The following is a 19694-nucleotide window of genomic DNA, read 5'->3' as shown; positions in this document are numbered from 1 at the left end:
CGACGCGGCCTGGCTGTGCCTTCGGGCAAGTGACGTGAACGCACACGGTTCGTTGTGCTCGTGGGAACGCCTTTGTACGATCATGCGTCCAGAGGTTGGGGGGCATGGTCATGGACAAACCACGGATACGCCTTGGTACCGATGATGGGTGGTTGGAGCTGGCTCAGGAAGAAGGACGCGACTGGCGGGTGACCGCCGATTGGGTCTCGAAACTGAGGGCCGACTTCGACGCCTACCTCACCACCGAGGAGGTCGCGGACTTCGCCGCCCAGATGCTCTCTCATCTGAGTGTCCCGGGCCGCCGCTTTTCGGCAGCGGTGACTGCCGGACGCAACAATCCGCTGACGCTGAGAGCCCAGCCTGTCGAGGATGGGTACGCGTTCTTCGTGCGTCTGACGCCCAACGGGGACGACGACGTGTGTCACTTGCAGATGGAGATCGACCCGATCGACGTCGATGAGCTCCGCGGCATGTTCGATGCATTGCACGCATCATCGGCGGTCTGACCGCACGGATCGTGCCGCTCCCGTCAGGCTGCGGCTTTGAGTCGTCGTCCGCCCCGCAGATACCGCACGGGCCCTCGGTGCTGTCGGCCCGGCCCATCCCAGTCGATCTGGTGACGTGTCCGGCTCGTAGACACCTCAGGTGGCCTGGAGGTGGATCGCCAGTTCGGTGGCGTGCCGTGTCATGTTCTGCTTCCACGCTGATGTGTCAGCTGTGGCGATCTCCCGCCACACCTCCGCGTTCGCCCGCGCGAAGGCCTGTGGCCCGGCGGGGTCCGCAGTTGCCCAGGAGAGAAAGGTTCGACCGAAGGCGACGGCGTCGGCAGCGCTGTGGCCGGCTTCGATCAGCCGGAGGGCGAGCATCATCGGGTCGATCCACGCTGCGCCCCTGGTCGGCCAGGCCCAGTCGATGAGGTGGGCGCGGTCGTCGACGAGGATGTTGTCGGGGGCGAAGTCGGTGTGCAGCAGGGTGTCGCCGGCCAGGAGGTCGGCGGAGCCGGGTGTGCAGTAGTCGGCCCATCGTTGTTCGGCGTGCTTGATGCCGATGCCTGTTGGGGCAGTGACCTGCTGGAGCTCGTTGAGGGCGGCTGCCACCAGGGGCAGGTCGGATGAGCCGGGGGTGTAGTCGGCATGGCGGCCGTCAATTACTTCGTAGCCGAGGAGGATCCATCCACCGGTCTCGATGTGCCAATACATCCAGGGGCACGAGCGGGGCAGGTACGGGTTGATCGCGGCCTCGCGCCGCTGGGAGGCGGCCTGGGGGTGGTCCTGGGGGATGCCCTTGACGAACAGCGGGCCGGTTTCGGTGTCCAGGACGACAGCGACGGCGGAGTTCATACCGCCGTTGGCTGTGCGGGCAGCGCGGATGGGGCCGGTCTTGTCGGCGACTGCCCGGCGCGCTTCGAGGGGCAGGTCGCGGAAGTGGCGGCGGGGGATGGACAAGGTTTCCTCGTTCGGTGGTCGGGGGTGCTGCCCCGGCGAGCGTAGAGCCGGGGCAGCACCGTACGGGTTCGGCTCGGCCTAGTACGGCTGGTCGTCGCTCGCCGAGCAGGAGCAGCCCGCGCCGTCCGACTCGCCGTCGAGGTCGCGGATGAACACCATCTCGTCCTCGCCGATGGGTGAGATGTCGATCGGGACGGGCAGGCCGGACGAGGTGGCGGTGTCAGTGGGCGGGCGTCGGCCGATGGTCAGCAGGACCGGCTCCGGCCGGAGTGCTGTCGTGGGTGGGGTCATGGGGTTTCGTCCCTCCGTGTTGGCAGTAGCGTTCTCGATCGGCCTTCGCGTCCTGGTAGAGCTTGGCCAGTGGTCTGCAGGTCCAGCAGCTGCCGGACAGGGTGCAGCCGGAGCAGCCTCCGACGCGAAGTTGCAGGGACTCGGCGATCCGGCCGAGTCGGGGCAGGGCCTCGATGCCCTCGGTCATCAGCTTTACGTGCGGGTCGCGGCCGACCTTGCAGATCGAGGCGATGCCGTGTGGGTTGACGTGGAAGAACGTGTGCCCGGCGTTGCAGCCGTTGAAGGGCCAGCGGGCTTTGAGGTACTCGCGGGACTGGGCAGCCAGGGGGTTCGCCGCGCCGTCGATCGTGGGGGAGATGTTGCTGAAGACGTGGTGCGGGAAGCCGTAGCTGTCCGCGAGGGCGCGCATCCGGTCGACCTCGTGCGCGTTGCGGTCGGAGACCACGACGTTCAGCCGCACGGGCAGGCCGGCGTCCCGGGCGGCGGCAAGGCCCCGGGTGAAGCGGGCGAAGGAGCCGCGGTTGCGGGTGACGGCCTCGTACGTCTCGGGGCTGGCGCCGTACACGCTGATCGTCAGCCGGTACGGACGCAGCCGCCCGAACAGCTCGAGGATCGGCCGGGTGTGGAGGCGGCTGCCGTTCGTCGAGACCTGGACCATCATGCCGAGCTGGTGCGCGTACTCGTACGCAGCGGGGAAATCCCGGTCGATCAGGGCTTCGCCGCCGGTGATCTGCAGCCACAGCACGCCCGCGTCACGCAGCATCTCCAGGAGCCGCGCCTTGCCGTCCCAGGGCAGGCCGGCGAACTTCTTCTCCCCGAGGTAGCAGAACTCGCAGTCGTAGTCGCAGCCGAGGTTGATCTCCCAGGACGCCTTCGCAAATCCGTACGTGCTGGGCTCCCGCACCAGCAGCGTCCGGTCGAGGCCGACGTCGGGGAGGGGCATCTGCCACATTCGGTCGGCCGCCTCACGGAGCCAGGCGGGCGGCGGTCCGTGTTCTGCGACGACAGTGCGCAGGGCGTTGTAGCGGTGTTCCGAGATCCGTACGCCGGAAACGTCTCCGGGGCGCAGGAGCAGGTGGCGTCCCAGGAACGGGCTGACGATCAGGCTGTGCATGGGTCCCTCCCGTCGGTTCGGTGGTTCGGGGCCCGTCAGCGGGTATCGGCGCCGCGCTGACGGGAATCTTTGGGCACCGGCAGCCGTCCTGGCATCGGCAGGCAGTTGCCCGCCCGAGCGCAGGACGTGGTGGCCCGCCCCCGGCCGAGCGTGTGACGGCAACAGGACCGGGGGCGGGAGTCGCGGGTCAGCCGTCGGCCGCCAGGCTCAGCTGCGCCCAGACCTGCTTCCCCCAGGACATGCGCTGCACCCCCCACCGGCCGTCGCACAGCGCCTCGACGAGGCGCAGGCCTCGCCCGCTCTCATCGGTCACGCCGATGGATGCCCGGGGCCTCGGCACCCTCATCGACAGATCCGACACGAGGATCTGGACCCGGTCCGGCCTGGGCTGGTTCACCCTCACCCAGATCAGGTCGTGCACCGCGTGGAGGACCGTGTTGGTGACCAGCTCGCTCACCACGAGCCGCGCGTTCTCGTCGAGCTCCGTCAGTTCCCACTGTCGCAGCGCCGACGACACCAGGCGTCGGGCGTGGGACGCGGACTCTGCCCGTCTCGGCAAGACCTCCATGTACGCGGTCAACGCCGCGGCTTCCGCCGTCATGTTCACGCTGCTCCTCGGCCGGGCGACAGCGTCGTCGCCCGCTCTCGTGTCCCCGGGCGATCCACCGGCAGTACCGGAGAGGGCGGCGACAGTCTCGGGTACGAGAACCACGTCCCGGGCAGACAGCAACCCGTCGGCCGCCGGCCAGGGCTGCCTTGCCGGTACGGACCGGATGCCGGTCACGGCCGGACGTCCGGCATCACGCCCGATGCGTCGCACGGCTGAGGAGGCGGGGGCGGGGTACCGGCGCGCTGCAACGTCTCGCGGGGCTCTCCGGGCAGGAGGGCGTGGCCGGTCACCGGTGTGGTCGCGGTCGTGGAGACGTCGGCGAGCGCACGGCGTCGTTCCCGCTGTGCCGGTGTTCTACGCATGTCTGCCCCCGGGCGTAGGTCTCGTTCGCTTGCCGAAGACCGTACGGACGGGGGCAGTGCTTCAACCACAGACGGAGCGCGCCAGTTCGCCACTCACCGCCAGCGAAGTAACACGCTCCGTGTCACCTCATGCGTGGACGTCGAGGTGTGCCGCCATGGAACGCATCTCTTGAGTCAGCGTGCGCTTACGGGTGCTGAGGATGTCCGTCATGATGTACCGGGCCATCGGCTGGTGCTGGATCCAGTTCCCCGCCGTACGCCGAATGCGGCCGAGCTCGTCCATGGCGTCCTGGGTAGACCCCAGACGCGCATGCGCCTGCGCCACGTCCAGACGGTGCCGGTTCCAGTTCACCGTCGACGGTCTGCCCACCTTCTGCATGGCCCGACCAGCCAGAATGCCCTCATCGGCCCGCCGAAGCACACCCTGGGAGTCACCCACCAAGGCCAGATCCTCCACGGCCTTCATCTCGGCCGTCACCGGACCGAACCGCACCCAGTGCTTCCGCAGGTTCTCGTACTCCCGGCCCAGCGCACTCGCCGCCGTCGCCGCCATCCGGCGGGCCTCCGCCGCCTCGTCCGGACGGTTGTTCCGCGACGCCGCCGCCGCGATCCGCAGCAACAGCTCACCCCACACCGCGAGCTGGCCCTTCGTCGCGGCGGACATCCGCGGCTCCACCTTGTCGGCCGTGACCGCCGCCAGATGCTCCGCCTCGTCGAACCGGTCCTGCCGCAGCAGCAGCCAGCACATGCCGACCACCCCGATGGCCGCGCGCGCCGCGTCATCCGTCGCCCGCGCGGTCCGGATCGCCTCCGACAGCGAGTGATACGCCATGTCGTACTGCCGCACCTGCGTCAGGTACTTCCCGCAGAACAGCAGCGCGTACGTCCGCAGCGTCTCCGCTTCCCGCTGCTCCTGTTCGTCCTCCACCGCAGCGACGGCGGCCTCGGCCCCGCGCAGCAGTCCGGGAAGCATCTTGGCCACCGAGTCGTACCGGTCCGCGCTGTACAGGGCCCGCCCGTCCTCGAGCCGGCGCCACAGATCCGCTACCGGCACGGCCTCGCCCGGATCCGTCAGCGTCTCGTCGATCCCCATCGGAGGCATCAACGCCTGCCTCAACGCCACGAGCCCTTGCCGATTTCCCTCGTCACCGATCACCGGCGCCGGGGTACCTGAGATGAACAACGCGCTGGTCGGAATGCCCAGCGCGCGAGCGATCGCATGAAGGGTCTCGACCCTCGCCGTCCCGCCCTGCTCGATTTTCCTGACCACCGACACCGAAAGGCCGGCCTCGTTCGCCAGCTGCTCCTGACTCAGCCCGGCAACGCGGCGTCGCGCCCGGAGATTGTCACCCATGCCTGAAGACGTGTGCGGCATACTGGACTCCGTTCTGACTTCGACGCTCAGAACGGTACTCCGGCCCGCGCCCCACACGTGGCGCGTTCCCGCAGGGCGCGGACCGGAAAACCCGCGCAGCAAACCCGGCCCGAACAATCCGGCGGCTGCCAGAACCCCCGTTCTACCAGCGGATATTGCCGCGCTGCGGATCCACTTCCCGTCTCTGCCGGATGAGGCCAGGGACCGAGAGCCGACCGAGCAGACCGCCCACCACGCCCTGATGACAGGCCCTGCCCCGCGGGTAGAGTCCGCGCCATGCACCCGGTCAGACGCTCCAGCGCACGGCTCGCCCTCCGCGAACTCACCTCCGACGACATAGACGCCGTCTTCGCCATCTACGGCGATGCGGAGGCCACCAAGCACCTGTCGTTCGAACCGCGAACCCGGGAGCAGGTCGGGCAGATCGTTGCGCGATCGATCACCTCTGCCACCGCAGAGCCTCGCAACGAGTACGCCCTGGCCGTCGTCGTACAGGACACACAGGAGCTGATCGGGTTCGGACGAATCGCCCTCGACCCGCACCAGCAGCGCGGAGCCACCTTCGGCTTCGCGCTGCGCCCGGACACCTGGGGCGCCGGCTACGGACTCGAGACCGTACGGCTGCTCCTCGGCCTCGGGTTCGAGGACCTGGGGCTGCACCGCGTCTGGGGCGGACGATCGCCCCTCAACGAGGCATCGGCCAAGACCATGGCTGCGGCAGGCATGGTCGAGGAGGGCACCATCCGCGAGCACATCCAGAAGGCCGGGCGGTGGCGCGACTCGATTGTCCACGCGATGCTCGAGCGTGAGTGGGCCGCCTCGCGGTAGGGAGGGGAAGTACGCGATGCACCATCTGGTCTTGTGGGACATCGACCACACACTCATCGCGTCACGCGGTGTCGGACGTGCGCTTTCCGCCGCCGCCTTCGAGCAGGTGACCGGTCAGCCCATGCGGAATCAGGCAAAGATCGACGGCATCACGGAGGCCGTGATCTTCCGCGAGACCGCGAAGCTGCACGGCATCACGACGGATCGCAGCGACTTCGAGCGGTTCGCGCGCGCTCTCACCGAGCAGCACGTGCGGCGTGCCGCTGAGCTGAGAGAACACGGGTCTGCGCTTCCCGGAGCAGCAACCGCCCTCTGGCTCTGTTCACGACGCAGAGCAGCGTTTCGACAGGAGTTCCGGAGGCACTGCCCGCGCCGGATGCTACGAGAACGGGCGGCAGCTCGGTGATGTCCGACCCGACGCCGTCTTGCGGCCGTCCGACGCGCCGGGCAAAAGCGCTGGCTACGGGCGTAGTCGGGAGCTGCCACCGCGCCAATGCCGAGTGCCGGCAGGTGCCTCCCGTTTTCGTGGACATCGATTAGCCCCGACAGCGGGTGCCTCCCGAAGCCATCGACATCTGCTGTCAGAACTCGTGAACAAAGCCAGCCCTCGACACCCTGGCCGCGGCGCAGGTCCGGCAGACCGTCGTAACGGGCAACGTCCGTGGTGTCGCGGAGATCAAGCTGGATGTCTTCGGCCTCAACACACACATCGACTGGGACGCCGGCGCGTACGGGGAGGACGCCGACCTCCGACCCGCTCTCGTCGACCTCGCTCTCGCCCGTTCGGCCACTGCGGCGATGGACACGGTGCTGATCGGCGATACCCCGGAAAACGTCGAAGGCGGACGCGAGAACGGCGTCCAGGTCATCGCCGTCGCCACCGGCCGGAGCTCCGCGGGCGAGCTACGCGCGGCAGGCGCCGATTCCGTTCTCGACGACCTGACCGATGTCGGCCTCCTCGTCGAACTCGTCACGGGCCACGCGTAGCTGCGTACATGAATGTCAGCGGTCGGCAATGCTGGAGTGTCGGATGGCGTCAGCCGGCTGGCGGGAGGCACAGGGCCGCGAGGCGGGGCAGGCGGCGGTGCATCTCGTTCGGGTCATCGAAGTCGAAGTCTTCGCCCATGGAGCCGGGGTCATCCTCTGCGGGGCTTTGCCCGGCGCGGTAGGTGTCCCAGTCTTCCCAGAAGCTTTCCTCGTCGCCGGTAAGTCTCTCGTAGGCGGCGACGGCAGCGAAGTTGGCGTCCTCGGCGAAGAACTCCACCGGCATGTCCTCGCCTGCCGCCGCGGCGGCGGTGACCACGGGGTGCTCTGCCAGCGAGTCGGGATTCGCCAGTACCTTCACGTACCAGTCACGGCCCTGGGCGACGAGCCCGGCGCAGAAGTCGGAGAAGCTGTCGTCCGAGCAGCCGCCGCCTATGAGGTAGGCCGCAGCCCACGTGTCCCACCGGCACAGCGCTCCGTACACCTCGTCGAATCGCTCCTGGTAGCCGAGGATGTCCTCTTTGGAACGGTCGGCCAGGAGGTCAACCAGCGCCTCGCCGACGGTCTTGCCGGTCGTGGCGTTGGCGCGCGCAGTGTCGATGAGCTGCCAGAACTCGTTGGTGTCCATGACCGGACACTGTGCCAGGCCATTCCGAGGATTCAGACGCCGATCCGACGCAGCCACCAAGGGAGGTCTCGGGGCGCGAAGGGATTGTTCAGCGAGCGGTCGAGGAACCGTCCGTCTGCGGGACCGATGGCTGCGCTCAGTTCCCTCCGCGCCCTGCGCCTCAGGGCATGGATTGTGATCTCCAGCAGGGTACGGACGTGGTAGTCGTTGATGCGGAGGTCTGTGTCATCGCGCTCGTAGAACCGGTCGACGTCTTCGTACGGCCGTTTCGCATTCGCATTCCAACGGCGGAACGCGTGCGCCACCTCTCCTGCGGGGAGGCCGTGCTCCCTCTCGAAAACGGCGATCTGCCTCTTCGCCGACGTGGACAGGCCGCGGATCACAGGTGCCCGCTGGTGCCGCGTTCGGCGTCGCAGGAGCTGCGCTCTGATCTCGCCCGGCGATCGGCGAGGCATGAACACTTCCGGCAGGAAGACGTGGTTCGACCGACCGTAGAGCGCAATCGCGGCAGAGATCAAGTACGCAGGAACGGTTCAGCTCGCCGGCGGCCTGGCACCGATCCGGCCCAGGACAATCCGGACCGCGCGAGCCTCGGTGCTGTCGGTGCCGAGCACGTCCTCCAGTAGGGGCAGCAGCATTTCGCCGGTGCTACGGGCCTCAGCAAGGTCGGTGACGTACCGCCAGATCTGGCACGTACGGCGGGCCTGGTCGGCGGCGAGGCGGTGGCCGGCGCCGCGGACTCGGATGTGGGCCCGCAGGGTGTGGAGGCACCAGTGGACGCCTGCGGCGTGCTGGCCGGTGAGGTGGCAGAGCCAGCCGCGTAGGTCGCGGAGCTGGAGGGTGAAGAGGTGGTCCGCGCCGTACTCGACGGTGAGGTCGTGGTCGAGGGCGTCGGCTTCGGCGGCGGCGCGGATCAGGGATTCCGGGTCCTTGGACTCGTACAGGGCGATCAGCGTCGTGATGCGTTCCGCGTACGCGGGTGGGATGGCGCCCGGGTCGGGCTCGTCGTCGGGTGTGGTGTTGAGCCAGAAGTCGGGGGTGACGGTGCCCCAGGGGCGGTAGAGCTGGTCGGTCATGGGGGCCTCGCGGGGTGGGTTACCAGGTGACGATGCGGCGGATCGCCGTCACCCGGGTCGTGGGGGTGGTTGACGTGCGCCAGCTCGTGTAGCTGACCAGGCGCGTCTTGAGGCCCGTGCGTGGGGCCTCCAGGACCAGGTCCTCGCCGATGTACATGCCGACGTGGCCGGGGCGGGAGTCGGAGCCGTCTGAGCCGGGGTTGAAGATCAGGTCGCCGGGTTTGGGGGCGTCGAGGGCAACTGTGGTGCCGGTGTTGACCTGGTCGTATGTGGTGCGCGGGATGGTGATGCCGGCGTGGTGGTACGCCTGCTGCATCAGGGAGGAGCAGTCGCACCAGTGGGCGGGGTCGGTGCCGAGGGCGTTGGTGCAGTCGCCGCCGAGGTGGTAGGGGCCGCCGCGTTGTTGTAGGGCCCACGCGATCGCGGTGCGGACTGGGGTGGGGGCGTTTGTGGGGAGGGTGAAGCCGGATGGGAGGGCGGCCTCGCCGGCTGGGGCTGTGGTGGTGAAGCGGCGGGATGTGGTCAGGATGTTGCGTACGTAGTTGTACGTCTCGCCGTTCGCGAAGGACGGCGGGGGGACGCCGTGGAATTGGGTGACTCGGCCCCAGCCGGCGTTGTAGGCGGCGAGGGCCAGTTCGATGGGGGAGCCGTTGTAGTGCGGGTGGCGTTTCGCCGTTCTGAGGAGCTTGCACATCATGCGGGCCTGGGAGGGGATGGCGTCGGCCGGGTCGTGGATGTCCGTGCGGCCGTCGGCGTTGGCGTCGTAGCCGGAGGAGCGCCAGGTGGTGGGCATGAACTGGGAGACTCCCTGGGCGCCGGCGGGGGATTGGGCGGTGGGGTTCCAGTGGGACTCGTGGTAGATCTGCGCGGCCAGTACGGGGGCGGGCAGGCCCTGGTCGCAGGCTGCGGCCGCTTCGATGATCAGGGTGGCGTAGCGGGGTGGGACGGCGTCGGGGCCGATGCGTAGGGCGCCTGTCGCGTAGGCGGGGCGGTCCTCGTCGACTGCCATGACGAGGATGATCAGGCCGAGGCCCAGTGCCAGGGGGGCGGATGTGGCGGCGGCGCCCAGGGCCAGCCAGCGTCCGATTTTCAGTGCCGCCTCCTCCTATGCCGGTCCCGGGAGTTTTGTCCGGGGGTGGACCATTCTCGCCCAGGTGTCTCCGTGCGGCGGTCGCGTTAATGCGAGCGAGGGATCACCCGGTCGTGGGACGTGCCTTGTCGGCGGGTGGGCACGTTAGGCCGGTCAGGCAGTCTTCTTGACCGCTTCTCGTGTGTACGCGACCGCCGTCGAATCGCCTGCCCTCCCTGTACGCGACGGTTTTTTCGGGGGCGTTGTGGCGAGAAAGGACGAGCCGGACGGTCGGCTGGCGGACGGTGCGCGCGTGTTCGTTCCGGTCCTCGGGCCGGCCGGTGGCTGCGGGCGGTCGGTGGTGGCGGGGCTGCTCGGCGCGGGGCTGGCCTCGTACGGGTCCGCGGTGGTGCTCGACACGGGGCTGCGCTGGTCGTCCCCGTGGCCGAACTGGGCCGCCGCGCCCGGCGGCGGGCTGGTGGCGATCCCGCCGCAGCGGGCGGCCTCGGGGGCGCAGGTCGTCGCCGCCTCCTCGAGGTGTACGGGTCTGGACGGCGCCGACTTCGCGGTGCTGACCGATCATCAGGCCTGGGGGTCGGCGCCGCTGTCGCTGCCGGAGGATCCGTGGGCCTGGTATCAGCTGGCCGCCGCGGGTGGCTGGCAGGTGGCGGTCGCCGACACGTCGTACGCGGTGGCCGACGAGGTGGTGTTCGCGCGCAGTACCCGTACGGCGGGAGTCACCTCCCGGTGGTGCGGGCTGCCGTGTGCGCTGCCGGTGCTCTGCATGCCCGCCACCACCGACGGGGCGCAGCTGGTGCAGGGCGCGCTCATGGCCGCCTCCGCCGAGGGGCTGCCGGTGGCGCGGATGACTGTCGCCGTGGTCTCGGCCGCGCCCGGTGCCGCCCCGGCGCCGGTGAAGGCGGCGGTCACGATGCTCGAGCCGCGGGTCGCCGCGGTGGTCGAGGTGCCGTTCGATCCGCATGTGCGGGCTTACGGGCTGCGCGAGATGGAACGGCTCAAGGCCCGTACCCGGCGCGCCGCCGCGGCGCTGGCGGGCGCGGTGATGGGCGCCGCGCGCGAGTCCTTCGGGGATCCGCTGCCTGCCGCGCCCCGGCCGGCGCCGATGGCCGGTGTTCCCGCTGTTGAGGAAGAGGTGTCCGTATGACGTTCCTGACCGAGCAGCTGGCCGCGCTCATCGCCGGGCCGATCCCGGATTACGACCCGCAGGTGCCTGCTCCGCTGAAGCCGTTGACCTCCACTGTTCTGGGGTGGGCTTCCGGGCTCGGGCTGGCGGCCGCCGTGCTGGGGTCGCTGACCGGGTGGGGGATGGCCGCGTGGGGTGAGAACACTCAGCGGGACGGGGTGGCGGCGCGGGGGAAGATGGCGATCAAGTGGTCGCTGATCGGCGCCGGAGGGATTGGAGTGGCGTCGGCGATGGTGCTGCTCGTGTACAACGCCGCGGTCAAGTCGGCGGGGGGCAGCTGATGGCGGGGCGGGCGAGGCGGCGGGCTCGGCTCGTGCTGGTGCTGCTCGGGCTGGGGGCGGCTGGGCTGGTCGGGGGCGGGATCGTTGTGGGATCTCTGGCCTTCGACGACGGCGGTGGGAGCGGGCCGGCGCCGGTGCGGGCGGCGGACTCGCGGCCGAAGACCCCTCGAGCAACGGGCACCCAGATGGCGATGACACCCGAGCGGGCCAAGCCATTGAAGCTGGTGGAGCCGTCAGGACAGGAAGACGGTGCGTCCGTCGGCTTCCCGCACACCTCCGTCGGGGCGGCCTCCGCCGCGGTGATCCGGTGGGAGGAGTACGCCTTCCTGGACGATGTGGCCGCCCGGCGTCAGCTGGAAGCCACCACCGCCCACGACTCCCTCAACGACATCGATCGGAAAATCTCCGAGGTCCGCAGCCTGCGTGAATCTGTCGGGTGGCCCCCATCCGGCGGCCCTCCGCCGGGCTTCAGGGTCATCACGGTCGTCAACGCGATCCGCGGCAAGACGCTCGACGACATCGGGGACGTGGTCCAGGTCTGGCTCAACTACGACCTCTACTCCCAGATGCCGGACGGGTCCTACGGCGACGAACCGCTACGCGACGAGACCGACCAGGTCATCGTGAAGTGGGAAGAAGGCGACTGGAAGACCACCACCGCCCCGGGCTGGGTGAAGCGGGGCACGTACCCCCTGAGCTACTTCCCCAACTCGCCGTACGCCTGGAATGACGGCTGGATGCAGGTGCTGCGTGCTGGATAGCCGCAGCTGCATGAGGTGGCTGGTGATGCTGCTGGCCGCCGTGCTGCTCACCGGCACGGCGCTTCCAGTCACGTGGGCGGACAACCCCGATACGCACGCCAGCTACGGTCCGCCGAAAGAGCCGCCCGCCGAATGGGCGAAAGGCGGGCAGTCGGCCGGGATCGACGGCCAGGGCCGCTGGTGCATCCTGGGCGAGGCCGACAACTGCAGGTTCAACGGCGCTCACAGCCCGGACCCCAGGAAGATCGTCGGCATCTGTGAGGCGGCAGACGGCACCGCGGCGAAGAACTGCTCGAAAGAGAGTCAGAAGCGCTTTGAGCGTGGGGCGCTGGAGGCATGGCGTGAGAAGGCCGCGTCCAGGAAGAACTTCAACGAGCTCAACGCCTTCCTCACCAAGTGTGTGAAGTCCGGCAGGTCGTTCAAGCTGTGCCTGACCGAAGGCACGTACAAGCACCCCGAACCCCGCCCCGGCGTGAAGGACTGGATTGAGGCCGGTGCGGCGCAGCTCGTCTCGGACGGCCTGGGCAAGGCCGCCCAGTACATCGGCGAGGGCGTCGTCTGGCTCCTGCGCCAGTTCGCCGACGAGTTCGCCGAGGTCTCCACCGTCAACCTCGAGCAGACCGGCATCGGTCGCGTCCTGAGCATCATGACCGGCCTCTCCGCGGTGATCGCCTGCTTCCTTCTGCTCCTGCAGTTCGGCAAGGCCGCGCTGACCCAGCAGGGCGCCCCGGTCGCCATCGGCGTCATCGGCCTGCTGAAGTACGCGGCCGTCCTGTCGGTGTACATCCTGGCCGTCCAGACCTTCCTGTACTGGACGGACGAGCTCTCCGACGCCCTGATCACGATGTCCTTCGAGGGCAACGGCGGCGACCCGGCAGCAGCGATGAAGCAGCAACTGGGCCAGCTCTTCGCGGGCCTCGTCGCCACCGGCGGCGGCACCGCGGCAGCCGGCGCGCTGGTCACCGGCGGCGGCGTGGTGGCCAACGGCGTCGCGTTCGTCATCGTCGTAGGGATCATCTGCATCATCTGCATCTGCGCCCTCTGGCTGGAGATGATGGTCCGCCAGGCCGCCATCATGATCACGGTGGTGGTGATGCCGGTCGTGCTGTCCGGCGAGCTGATGGACGCCACCCGCAGCTGGTGGCCGCGCGCCCGGGACGCGCTGATCGCGCTGATCCTGACCAAGCCGGTGATCACGCTGTGCTTCGCGATCGGCTTCACCGCGATGACCGACGGCAAAGGCGTCAAGAACGTCCTCGTCGGCCTGGTGTGCTTCCTGCTCGCCGCCTTCGCCTGGCCGGTGGTGGCGACGTACATGACGTTCACGACGAACGGCGACGGCCAGTCCGCCGCGTCGGGGATGTTCTCCTCGCTCGGCTCGTCCATCTCCTCGATGTACGGCGGCCAGCGCGCCCTCCCCTCCGGCGCGGGAGCCGTCGGCGGCGGTACGGGCTACACGCAGGCGCTCGAGTCCGACGCCCCCGCGCCCGGCGGCGGCAACGACGGCTTCTGGCGAGCGCGGATGTCCGGGCGGGCCCACGGCGGTTCGTTCGCCGCCCGGGTCGGCGGCTCGGTGGGCGTCGGGCTGCAGCTGGCGAACGCCGGCACCGACGCGCTGGCCGGGACCATGGCCAACACCGCCGCCCACGCCGGCCTCGGCCCGCGCGAGCACCTGGGCCGCAGCGTGGTCATCCCACCCCGCCGAACCCCGGGGGAGCACAAGCCGGCGGCCCCTCCTCCGCCGCCGGGCGAGACCGAAGCACCCCGGCCGACCGTGCCGGAAGAAGGGGAGTAGCCCCGTGTCGTACGAAGTGACTCCCGCGACGTACTCGGGCTGGCAGTCCGAACGCTCCGGCTACATGGGGAGCCTGTCGGGCGTCGGCTTCGCCCTGGTCGCCGCCGCGTGCGGGGCCTCCCTCCTCCCCGTCTACCAGCGCAGCTTCGCCGCCGCGCTCATCTTCGAGCCGCTCGCCGTGCTGCTGCTCCTCCTCGCGTACGGGCGGGTCCAGGGGCTGAGCGCGGAGGAGTGGATCCTCCTGGAAGTGAGGCATCAGATCGCCGTGGCCACAGGCAAGAACCGTTTCGTCTCCGGGGCCTTCGCCCCCCGCACCTCCTCCGGCCGCCAGCCCATGGACCTCCCCGGTGTCCTGGCCCGGCTGCGGATCCTGGACGCCCCGGACGGGATGGGCGGCACGCTGGGCGTGGTGTACGACCCCCTGGCCGGTACGTACACGGCGGTCGCCCGGGTGGCGTTCCCGGGGCTGGCGCTGATCGACACCGCCGCGCAGAACGCGCGGGTCGCGGCGTGGGCGTCGTGGCTGCGGGCGCACTGCAAGGAGGATTCGCCGGTCACGCGGATCGCGGTGCACCAGCGCTCGCTGCCGGACGACGGGGAGGCGCTGCGTGCGTGGAACTACCGTCACCTGGCGGAGGACGCCCCGGACGCGGCGGTGCAGGTGCTGGGGGAGCTGATGCTGACGGCCGGGCCGTCGGCGACGGTCCGCGAGACGTATGTGTCCGTCACGCTGTCGGCGGCCAGGGCTCGCCTGGCGATCCGCGGCGCCGGCGGCGGGCAGCGGGGGGCGGCGGCGGTGCTGGTGCGGGAGCTCAACGCCCGTATCGGCGGGCTGTCGTCGGCCGGGGTGATGGTGCAGGAGTGGCTGACGCCGCGCGGGGTCGCGGCGGCGATCCGTACCGCCTTCGACCCGGACGCCCAGCTGATGATCGCCGAACGCAAGGCCCGCGCCGAGGGCGTCGACGGCTACCGGGGCACGACGCCCGGGGTGGCGCCGGAACTCGCGGGGCCGGCGTTCGCGGAGACGCACCGCCGGTTCTACGAGCACGACGGGGCGTACACCGCGTGCTATCAGGTACGGGGTCTGCCGTATTCGGAGGTGTACGCGACGGTGCTGCAGCCGTTGCTGCGGCCGCGGCAGTCGGCGCGCCGTTCCCTGTCGATGATTTACGAGCCGCTGGCGCCGTCGCGTGCGCGGCGGGAGCTGGCGCGGGAGAAGACGAAACGTCAGTCGGCGCGCGCGCTGCGGGCGAAGACGGGCAAGTCGGAGTCGGAGGACGAGCGGCGTGAGGCCGCCACCGCGTCGTCGCAGGACAGGGCGCGGGCGGCGGGGCACGGGGTGGTGCGGCTGACGATGATGATCGCGGTGACGGTGACGGACCGCGCGGAGCTGGAGACGGCGTGCGCGGAGCTGCAGGCGGACGCGTCGGACGCGGGGCTGGAGCTGCGGCGGGCGTACGGGACGCAGGACGTGGTGTTCGCGGCGGCGGCACTGCCGTTGGGGCAGGGGCTGCCTGAGCAGCGGGTGGGGCTGTGATCCGGCGGCGGCGGGATGCTGCGGATGCGGGGCTGGAGGGGGCGGAGGTCGGTCAGTTGCTGTCCTCCCGGGGCTCTTCTCTGCCGGCGCCGCGGGTGCCGTCGGCGCGGGAGCTGCGGGCGGCGCAGCTGCTGGAGGAGGTCGACGGGGTACGGCGGGTCGCTCCGCGGCGCGGCTGGAACGCGGCGGATGCGGGGCGGGCAGCATCGCTGCCTCGGGCGGAGGTGTTCCGGGCGGATACTGCGCGGGCTTCGGGGCTGTATCCGTTCCTGCACGCCGGCGGACTGCCGCCGGTGGGCGCGTACATCGGGTGGAACACGCTGACGCAGACGGCGTTCTCGGCGCATCCGTCGGTGTGGGTGTCGGAGGGGATCGTCACCAACCCGAACGTCGTCATCACCGGCGTGCCCGGTTCGGGCAAGTCGGCGACGGTGAAGGCTCTGTGCTTCCGGCTGATGGCCTTCGGGCACAAGACGCTGGTCGCTGGGGACGTCAAGGGCGAGTACCGCACGCTGTGCGAACACCTGGGCGTCGCCCCGGTCCGCCTGGGCCCCGGCCTGCCCGGCCGCCTCAACCCCCTGGACGCGGGCCCGCTGGGCGAGCACCTCGACCTCATCCGCGACCGCGCCGCCCTCAAGGCCCGGCTCGCGGAAATCCACCGCCGCCGGCTGACCCTGCTCAAGGCACTGCTCGAGCTGCAGCTGCGCCGCACCCTGCTCTCCCAGGAGGAGGAGGGCCTGGACGTCGCCGTACGCCAGGTCACCGGCGAACTCTCCGGCTCCGGCTCCACCCGCCTGGCCCAGCCCACGCTCCCGCAGGTCCACGCGGTCCTGAAGGACCCAACCGACGACATGGCCCACGAACTCCGCGTACGCGCCGACGACGTCCAAACAGCCCGCGAACAACTCGTCTCCCTGCGCTCCGCCCTCGGCTCCATGATCTCCGGCCACCTCGGCGGCCTCTTCGACCAGCAGACCTCCATCGGCCTGGACTGGAACGCCCCCGTGCAGTCAGTGGACGTCTCGGCACTCAAGGGCTCCCAGGACGAAACCGTCGCCATGGCCCTGACCTGCGTCTCCTCCTGGGCCCAGTCCGCAATCGACCGCACCGACGGACCACCCCGAGTCGTCATCCGCGACGAAGTCTGGCGCCAGCTGCGCGCCGGCGGCGCCACCATGCTCAAGAAGGTGGACGCGGACCTACGCCTCTCCCGCGGCGAGGGCTTCATCCAGGTCCTGTGCTCCCACCGGCTCGCGGACTTCGAGGCGGTGGGACCGGCCGACTCCGAGGCGGCCGCGATCGGCCGGGAGCTGATCGCGTCTTGCGACACGCGGATCCAGCTCGCCCAGGCGCTGAACAACGCGAACGAGCCGCTGCGGATCACCCGGGAGGCCATCGGGCTGACGGACGCGGAGTGCGAGCTGATCAGCGGCTGGGGGGCCGGCGAGCGGGGGCGGGCGCTGTGGAAGGTGGGGCGGACCGGGGGGTCGCACGCGGTGCAGCTGGTGCTGTCGGAGACGGAGAAGAGGCTCTTCGAGACGGACGAGAAGATGTCGCTGTAAGCCCGTGGGTTCGTCATTCTGAAGCGTCGGCTGACCAGCAAATTTCCATGCTGGTTGGAAGGTATCGAAGCACCACCGAGCCGCCTGTCATGATCTGCTACGCAAGCACTTGTCCGATCAGAACAGAGAGATCGGCAATGTCCGCATTCGTGGTAGGGGGATCCTCATGGGGCTCAGATTGAAACTGGCAGGTGCTGGAACAGCAGTTGCGGCCATGGTCGGCCTACTGACCTTCGCCGCACCGGCCGACGCTGCAGGCGGCGGCTGCTTCCCTAGAACCGGCGGCGGGTTCGCGATCGGTGTGTGCAGCTCCGACAACGGCATCACCGTGTTCGGCGACATCTACATCGACAAGCTGGGGTTCACCGGCAGCAGTTGCTACGTCACCTATCAGATCCGAGACTGGACCACGAGTTCGTGGGTTGGGAACTCCAGCGGCAGGCAGGCCTGCGGGCTGGGGCACTACCCGAACGTCGCGGCCGGGAAGGTCGCCGGCCACATGTATCAGAACCGGGCACGGGTCTACGTCAACGGTACGAAGGTCTTCGAAGGCGACAGCTACTACACCACATAGGCTCCTTGGCTGCCTGCGGGGTCGGTCCCTGGCGCGCCGGCCCCGCAAGCATCGATACCAGCCGATTTTCACTTCGGCCGCGATCCTCGTTCGCCCGTTGGTGAACAAGGAGTCCGCCTTCGTGGGTGGCCGAAGAACCGCACCATTCGCGGCTGGCCCGGCCCCGGTGTCATCCGGCCCCACGACACTGGGGCGGGTGGTCTGCCTCGGGTGCCTCGTTCGGATCAAGCGCGGGTACCGGCGCCATTGCGTCTTATCGTCGAATCCGCCCGCACCAGAGCTACCCAGGCCCGACCATGCGCTGCGCGGCCTCCAGCACCAGATGCCAGGGGTACGCCGCCGGGTCGCCCTTGCCGGGCTCGTTCGGTACGAAGCCGCCCTCCCCGTAGAGCACGGTGACCCCGGCCCCGCGCAGGGTCTCCACCGACTTGTCGAACTGCGGATGTGCCACGAACGCGCGGTTGACCATCGGCATGGTCACCAGCGGAATGCCCTTGCCGATCGCCTCCGCGACGAACCCGACGACGAACTTCTCCGTGATCCCGAGCGCCCACTGGTTGATCGTGTTGAACGTCGCCGGGGCCACCACCGCCACGTCCGCGGCCGGCCAGACGTCCGAGTGTCCGGGCAGCTTGTAGCTCGAGCGGACCGGATGCCCGGTGAGTTCGGCGAGCTGCTCGATCTCCGGCTCCAGCCACCTGGCCGCGGTCGGCGTCAGCCCCAGGCATACGTCCCACCCGCCGGCCTGTGCCCGCTTGATCACGCCGCCGATGTCGAGCACGGCCGGTGCGGCGCAGCCGAAGAGGTACATCACTCGCCTGGTCATGCCGCCCATCCCACCACACGCAACCGCCCCCGGATCGTGGAGCGTCGGGAGCGATCGAGGGTCCCGGCAGCGTCGGCGGGGGTAGCGTTCCGGATGCCGAGTCAGAAACGGACCGCATGATGCCCACACCGGAGCAGGACCACATCGGGACCCGGATCGCCCACCAGCGCAAACTGCGCCGCCTCAGCGGCCGGGAGCTGGCGCGGCGCGCCGGTATCTCGTACAGCCTGCTGTCCAAGGTCGAGTCCGGGCACAAACCCGCGTCCGCCGACGTCGTCGCGGCCGTGGCCCGCACCCTGTCGGTCAGCCGCGACACGCTCACGGGGCAGCCGTACGTGACCGAACTCCAGCAGGACCGCCTCGCCGACCTCGTCCACCCCATGCGCATCGCCCTGGACCTGTACGACCTCGGCGACGACCCGGACCTCTCGGTACGCCCCTCCTGGCAGCTGGTGGCCGCGGCCGACGACCTGTGCGCCACCGTCCGCGCCACACACCTGCACAAGGCGGCCGACACTCTCCCGGCACTGGTCGCCGAACTCACCGCCGCCGTCTACCGCACTCCCGGCAGCGAGCTGTGGACCGCTCTCGGCTCGGCCTACCGCTCCACCCACGACGTGGCCGTCAAGCTCGGCTACACCGACCTGGCGACCGTAGCCCTGGACCGCATGGGATGGGCCGCGGAGAAGGCCTCCAACCCGCTGTTGTCCGCCGTCCGCCAGTACAAGCGGGCGCTCGGGTACTTCCGCGAGGGCGAGTGCCACATCGGACAGCGCCTCATCGGAGCCGGCCGCGACCACCTTGCTACCGCCGGCGACACACGGGCGGCGCTCGCCGTGGCCGGGCAGCTGCACCTCGGGGCGGCGGTCCTCGCGGCGAGGGCCCGCGACGCTGCCGGTACGGAGCTACACCTGGCGCAAGCAGAGGAGCACGCGGCCCGTACGGGCGAGGCTGGGCGCGTCCTGTGGCTGTCGTTCGGCCCGACGAACGTCACCTTGCACCGCACGTCCACGCTGATCGAGTTCCACAGGTTCGGGGAGGCCGTCGAGGTGTCCGGCGGGGTGCACTTCCCCGACGGCTGGTCCACCTCGAGGGCTGCTCACCATCATGTGCACCGCTCGTACGCCCTGATGGAGACCAAACGGTACGACCAGGCCCTGGGCGAGATGGTCACCGCGCGCCGGATCGCACCCGAACAGACCCGGTACTACGCCCCAGCCCGCGAGACGATCAACGCGCTGGTCAGGCACCAGCGCGCCACCCCGGACACGCTCACGAACCTCGCCCACTGGGTGGGTCTGTAGCGGGTTTCACTGTTTCACCGAGGTGTGAAACTTGTGCCCCCGCCGGGCGGCCACGCTGCTGATGGACA

Annotated in this window: 20 protein-coding genes and 2 pseudogenes; 12 read left to right on the top strand and 10 right to left on the bottom strand. The window is 69.9% G+C overall.

What is annotated here, in order from left to right; all coding sequences use genetic code 11:
• The first annotated feature begins 152 nt into the window (after nucleotides 1-152).
• Nucleotides 153-506: a hypothetical protein gene (locus SRB5_RS26700; RefSeq protein ID WP_153455991.1), complete on the top strand. Its 354-nt coding sequence runs from the start codon at nucleotides 153-155 to the stop codon at nucleotides 504-506.
• 135 nt (nucleotides 507-641) lie between these two features.
• On the opposite strand, the gene SRB5_RS26695 is transcribed toward SRB5_RS26700, so the two are convergent.
• The 5 genes from SRB5_RS26695 to SRB5_RS26675 all read right to left on the bottom strand — a co-directional run bounded on the left by SRB5_RS26695 (nucleotide 642) and on the right by SRB5_RS26675 (nucleotide 5176).
• Nucleotides 642-1445, bottom strand: coding sequence for a protein kinase family protein (locus tag SRB5_RS26695; protein ID WP_153455990.1), 804 nt, complete (start codon nucleotides 1443-1445; stop codon nucleotides 642-644).
• A gap of 78 nt (nucleotides 1446-1523) precedes the next feature.
• Entirely contained in the window at nucleotides 1524-1736 is a 213-nt protein-coding gene (locus SRB5_RS26690) for a hypothetical protein (RefSeq protein ID WP_153455989.1), read from the bottom strand.
• Nucleotides 1666-2850, bottom strand: coding sequence for a radical SAM protein (locus tag SRB5_RS26685; protein WP_153455988.1), 1185 nt, complete (start codon nucleotides 2848-2850; stop codon nucleotides 1666-1668). The genes SRB5_RS26690 and SRB5_RS26685 overlap by 71 nt, the downstream gene beginning before the upstream one ends.
• Before the next feature lie 187 nt (nucleotides 2851-3037).
• On the bottom strand, nucleotides 3038-3451 hold the full coding sequence (locus SRB5_RS26680; protein WP_153455987.1) for an ATP-binding protein: 414 nt from the start codon (nucleotides 3449-3451) through the stop codon (nucleotides 3038-3040).
• 498 nt (nucleotides 3452-3949) lie between these two features.
• Nucleotides 3950-5176: a helix-turn-helix domain-containing protein gene (locus SRB5_RS26675; RefSeq protein WP_323378519.1), complete on the bottom strand. Its 1227-nt coding sequence runs from the start codon at nucleotides 5174-5176 to the stop codon at nucleotides 3950-3952.
• A 297-nt stretch (nucleotides 5177-5473) separates the two neighbouring features.
• On the opposite strand from SRB5_RS26675, the gene SRB5_RS26670 reads away from it, so the two are divergent.
• From SRB5_RS26670 to SRB5_RS26660, 3 genes and pseudogenes are all read left to right on the top strand, one after another.
• Complete coding sequence (locus tag SRB5_RS26670) at nucleotides 5474-6025, top strand: GNAT family N-acetyltransferase (protein WP_153455986.1); 552 nt, start codon at nucleotides 5474-5476, stop codon at nucleotides 6023-6025.
• Between the two features lie 16 nt (nucleotides 6026-6041).
• Nucleotides 6042-6338, top strand: a pseudogene (locus SRB5_RS36750) (HAD family hydrolase); the annotation flags it as partial.
• 299 nt (nucleotides 6339-6637) lie between these two features.
• Nucleotides 6638-7012: pseudogene (locus SRB5_RS26660) on the top strand (HAD family hydrolase); the annotation flags it as partial.
• Between the two features lie 49 nt (nucleotides 7013-7061).
• On the opposite strand, the gene SRB5_RS26655 reads toward SRB5_RS26660, so the two are convergent.
• Genes SRB5_RS26655 through SRB5_RS26640 form a run of 4 tightly spaced genes read right to left on the bottom strand, consistent with a single transcriptional unit; the run spans nucleotide 7062 to nucleotide 9722 of the window.
• Nucleotides 7062-7637 (bottom strand): DUF4240 domain-containing protein, encoded by a 576-nt coding sequence (locus SRB5_RS26655; RefSeq protein ID WP_153455984.1) that lies wholly within the window; start codon nucleotides 7635-7637, stop codon nucleotides 7062-7064.
• 32 nt (nucleotides 7638-7669) lie between these two features.
• The gene (locus SRB5_RS26650; protein WP_153455983.1) at nucleotides 7670-8155 is read right to left on the bottom strand and encodes a hypothetical protein; all 486 of its coding nucleotides are present in this window, start codon (nucleotides 8153-8155) and stop codon (nucleotides 7670-7672) included.
• A 15-nt stretch (nucleotides 8156-8170) separates the two neighbouring features.
• Nucleotides 8171-8713, bottom strand: a complete 543-nt coding sequence (locus SRB5_RS26645) for a hypothetical protein (RefSeq protein WP_153455982.1) — start codon at nucleotides 8711-8713, stop codon at nucleotides 8171-8173.
• A 19-nt stretch (nucleotides 8714-8732) separates the two neighbouring features.
• A complete protein-coding gene (locus SRB5_RS26640; protein WP_153455981.1) occupies nucleotides 8733-9722 on the bottom strand; it encodes a C40 family peptidase in 990 nt (329 codons plus the stop codon).
• A 373-nt stretch (nucleotides 9723-10095) separates the two neighbouring features.
• On the opposite strand from SRB5_RS26640, the gene SRB5_RS26635 reads away from it, so the two are divergent.
• The 7 genes from SRB5_RS26635 to SRB5_RS26605 all read left to right on the top strand — a co-directional run bounded on the left by SRB5_RS26635 (nucleotide 10096) and on the right by SRB5_RS26605 (nucleotide 17496).
• Nucleotides 10096-10947: a hypothetical protein gene (locus SRB5_RS26635; RefSeq protein WP_323378517.1), complete on the top strand. Its 852-nt coding sequence runs from the start codon at nucleotides 10096-10098 to the stop codon at nucleotides 10945-10947.
• Nucleotides 10944-11267 carry a hypothetical protein gene (locus tag SRB5_RS26630; protein WP_153455980.1) on the top strand — a complete coding sequence of 108 codons (324 nt, stop codon included), beginning with the start codon at nucleotides 10944-10946 and terminating at the stop codon, nucleotides 11265-11267. The genes SRB5_RS26635 and SRB5_RS26630 overlap by 4 nt, the downstream gene beginning before the upstream one ends.
• Nucleotides 11267-12028, top strand: a complete 762-nt coding sequence (locus SRB5_RS26625; RefSeq protein ID WP_153455979.1) for a hypothetical protein — start codon at nucleotides 11267-11269, stop codon at nucleotides 12026-12028. The genes SRB5_RS26630 and SRB5_RS26625 overlap by 1 nt, the downstream gene beginning before the upstream one ends.
• Before the next feature lie 10 nt (nucleotides 12029-12038).
• Nucleotides 12039-13823 (top strand): hypothetical protein, encoded by a 1785-nt coding sequence (locus SRB5_RS26620; RefSeq protein WP_153455978.1) that lies wholly within the window; start codon nucleotides 12039-12041, stop codon nucleotides 13821-13823.
• 4 nt (nucleotides 13824-13827) lie between these two features.
• Nucleotides 13828-15360, top strand: a complete 1533-nt coding sequence (locus tag SRB5_RS26615; protein ID WP_323378516.1) for an SCO6880 family protein — start codon at nucleotides 13828-13830, stop codon at nucleotides 15358-15360.
• 56 nt (nucleotides 15361-15416) lie between these two features.
• Nucleotides 15417-16922, top strand: a complete 1506-nt coding sequence (locus tag SRB5_RS26610; protein WP_228390467.1) for a type VI secretion protein — start codon at nucleotides 15417-15419, stop codon at nucleotides 16920-16922.
• Between the two features lie 109 nt (nucleotides 16923-17031).
• Complete coding sequence (locus tag SRB5_RS26605; protein ID WP_153455977.1) at nucleotides 17032-17496, top strand: hypothetical protein; 465 nt, start codon at nucleotides 17032-17034, stop codon at nucleotides 17494-17496.
• Between the two features lie 280 nt (nucleotides 17497-17776).
• Here the strand turns inward: SRB5_RS26605 and SRB5_RS26600 are convergent, their stop codons facing one another.
• Nucleotides 17777-18322 (bottom strand): flavoprotein, encoded by a 546-nt coding sequence (locus tag SRB5_RS26600; protein WP_153455976.1) that lies wholly within the window; start codon nucleotides 18320-18322, stop codon nucleotides 17777-17779.
• Between the two features lie 119 nt (nucleotides 18323-18441).
• Between SRB5_RS26600 and SRB5_RS26595 the strand changes: the two genes are divergently transcribed.
• Nucleotides 18442-19626, top strand: a complete 1185-nt coding sequence (locus SRB5_RS26595; protein WP_153456019.1) for a helix-turn-helix domain-containing protein — start codon at nucleotides 18442-18444, stop codon at nucleotides 19624-19626.
• The last annotated feature ends 68 nt before the right edge of the window (nucleotides 19627-19694 follow it).

The sequence above is a fragment of the Streptomyces smaragdinus genome (assembly GCF_009604385.1).
GTDB lineage: Bacteria > Actinomycetota > Actinomycetes > Streptomycetales > Streptomycetaceae > Streptomyces > Streptomyces smaragdinus.
Note: the sequence above shows the minus strand (reverse complement) of the source record. Positions and strands in the feature narration are given on the sequence as shown.

What these genes read in the sequence shown, in the direction of transcription:
- SRB5_RS26595 (WP_153456019.1), top strand. Translation starts at nt 18,442, where the DNA reads ATGCCCACACCGGAGCAGGACCACATCGGGACCCGGATCGCCCACCAG.
- SRB5_RS26655 (WP_153455984.1), bottom strand. Translation starts at nt 7,637, where the DNA reads ATGGACACCAACGAGTTCTGGCAGCTCATCGACACTGCGCGCGCCAAC.
- SRB5_RS26630 (WP_153455980.1), top strand. Translation starts at nt 10,944, where the DNA reads ATGACGTTCCTGACCGAGCAGCTGGCCGCGCTCATCGCCGGGCCGATC.
- SRB5_RS26680 (WP_153455987.1), bottom strand. Translation starts at nt 3,451, where the DNA reads ATGACGGCGGAAGCCGCGGCGTTGACCGCGTACATGGAGGTCTTGCCG.
- SRB5_RS26645 (WP_153455982.1), bottom strand. Translation starts at nt 8,713, where the DNA reads ATGACCGACCAGCTCTACCGCCCCTGGGGCACCGTCACCCCCGACTTC.
- SRB5_RS26690 (WP_153455989.1), bottom strand. Translation starts at nt 1,736, where the DNA reads ATGACCCCACCCACGACAGCACTCCGGCCGGAGCCGGTCCTGCTGACC.
- SRB5_RS26675 (WP_323378519.1), bottom strand. Translation starts at nt 5,176, where the DNA reads ATGGGTGACAATCTCCGGGCGCGACGCCGCGTTGCCGGGCTGAGTCAG.
- SRB5_RS26640 (WP_153455981.1), bottom strand. Translation starts at nt 9,722, where the DNA reads ATGGCAGTCGACGAGGACCGCCCCGCCTACGCGACAGGCGCCCTACGC.
- SRB5_RS26625 (WP_153455979.1), top strand. Translation starts at nt 11,267, where the DNA reads ATGGCGGGGCGGGCGAGGCGGCGGGCTCGGCTCGTGCTGGTGCTGCTC.
- SRB5_RS26670 (WP_153455986.1), top strand. Translation starts at nt 5,474, where the DNA reads ATGCACCCGGTCAGACGCTCCAGCGCACGGCTCGCCCTCCGCGAACTC.
- SRB5_RS26600 (WP_153455976.1), bottom strand. Translation starts at nt 18,322, where the DNA reads ATGACCAGGCGAGTGATGTACCTCTTCGGCTGCGCCGCACCGGCCGTG.
- SRB5_RS26685 (WP_153455988.1), bottom strand. Translation starts at nt 2,850, where the DNA reads ATGCACAGCCTGATCGTCAGCCCGTTCCTGGGACGCCACCTGCTCCTG.
- SRB5_RS26620 (WP_153455978.1), top strand. Translation starts at nt 12,039, where the DNA reads ATGAGGTGGCTGGTGATGCTGCTGGCCGCCGTGCTGCTCACCGGCACG.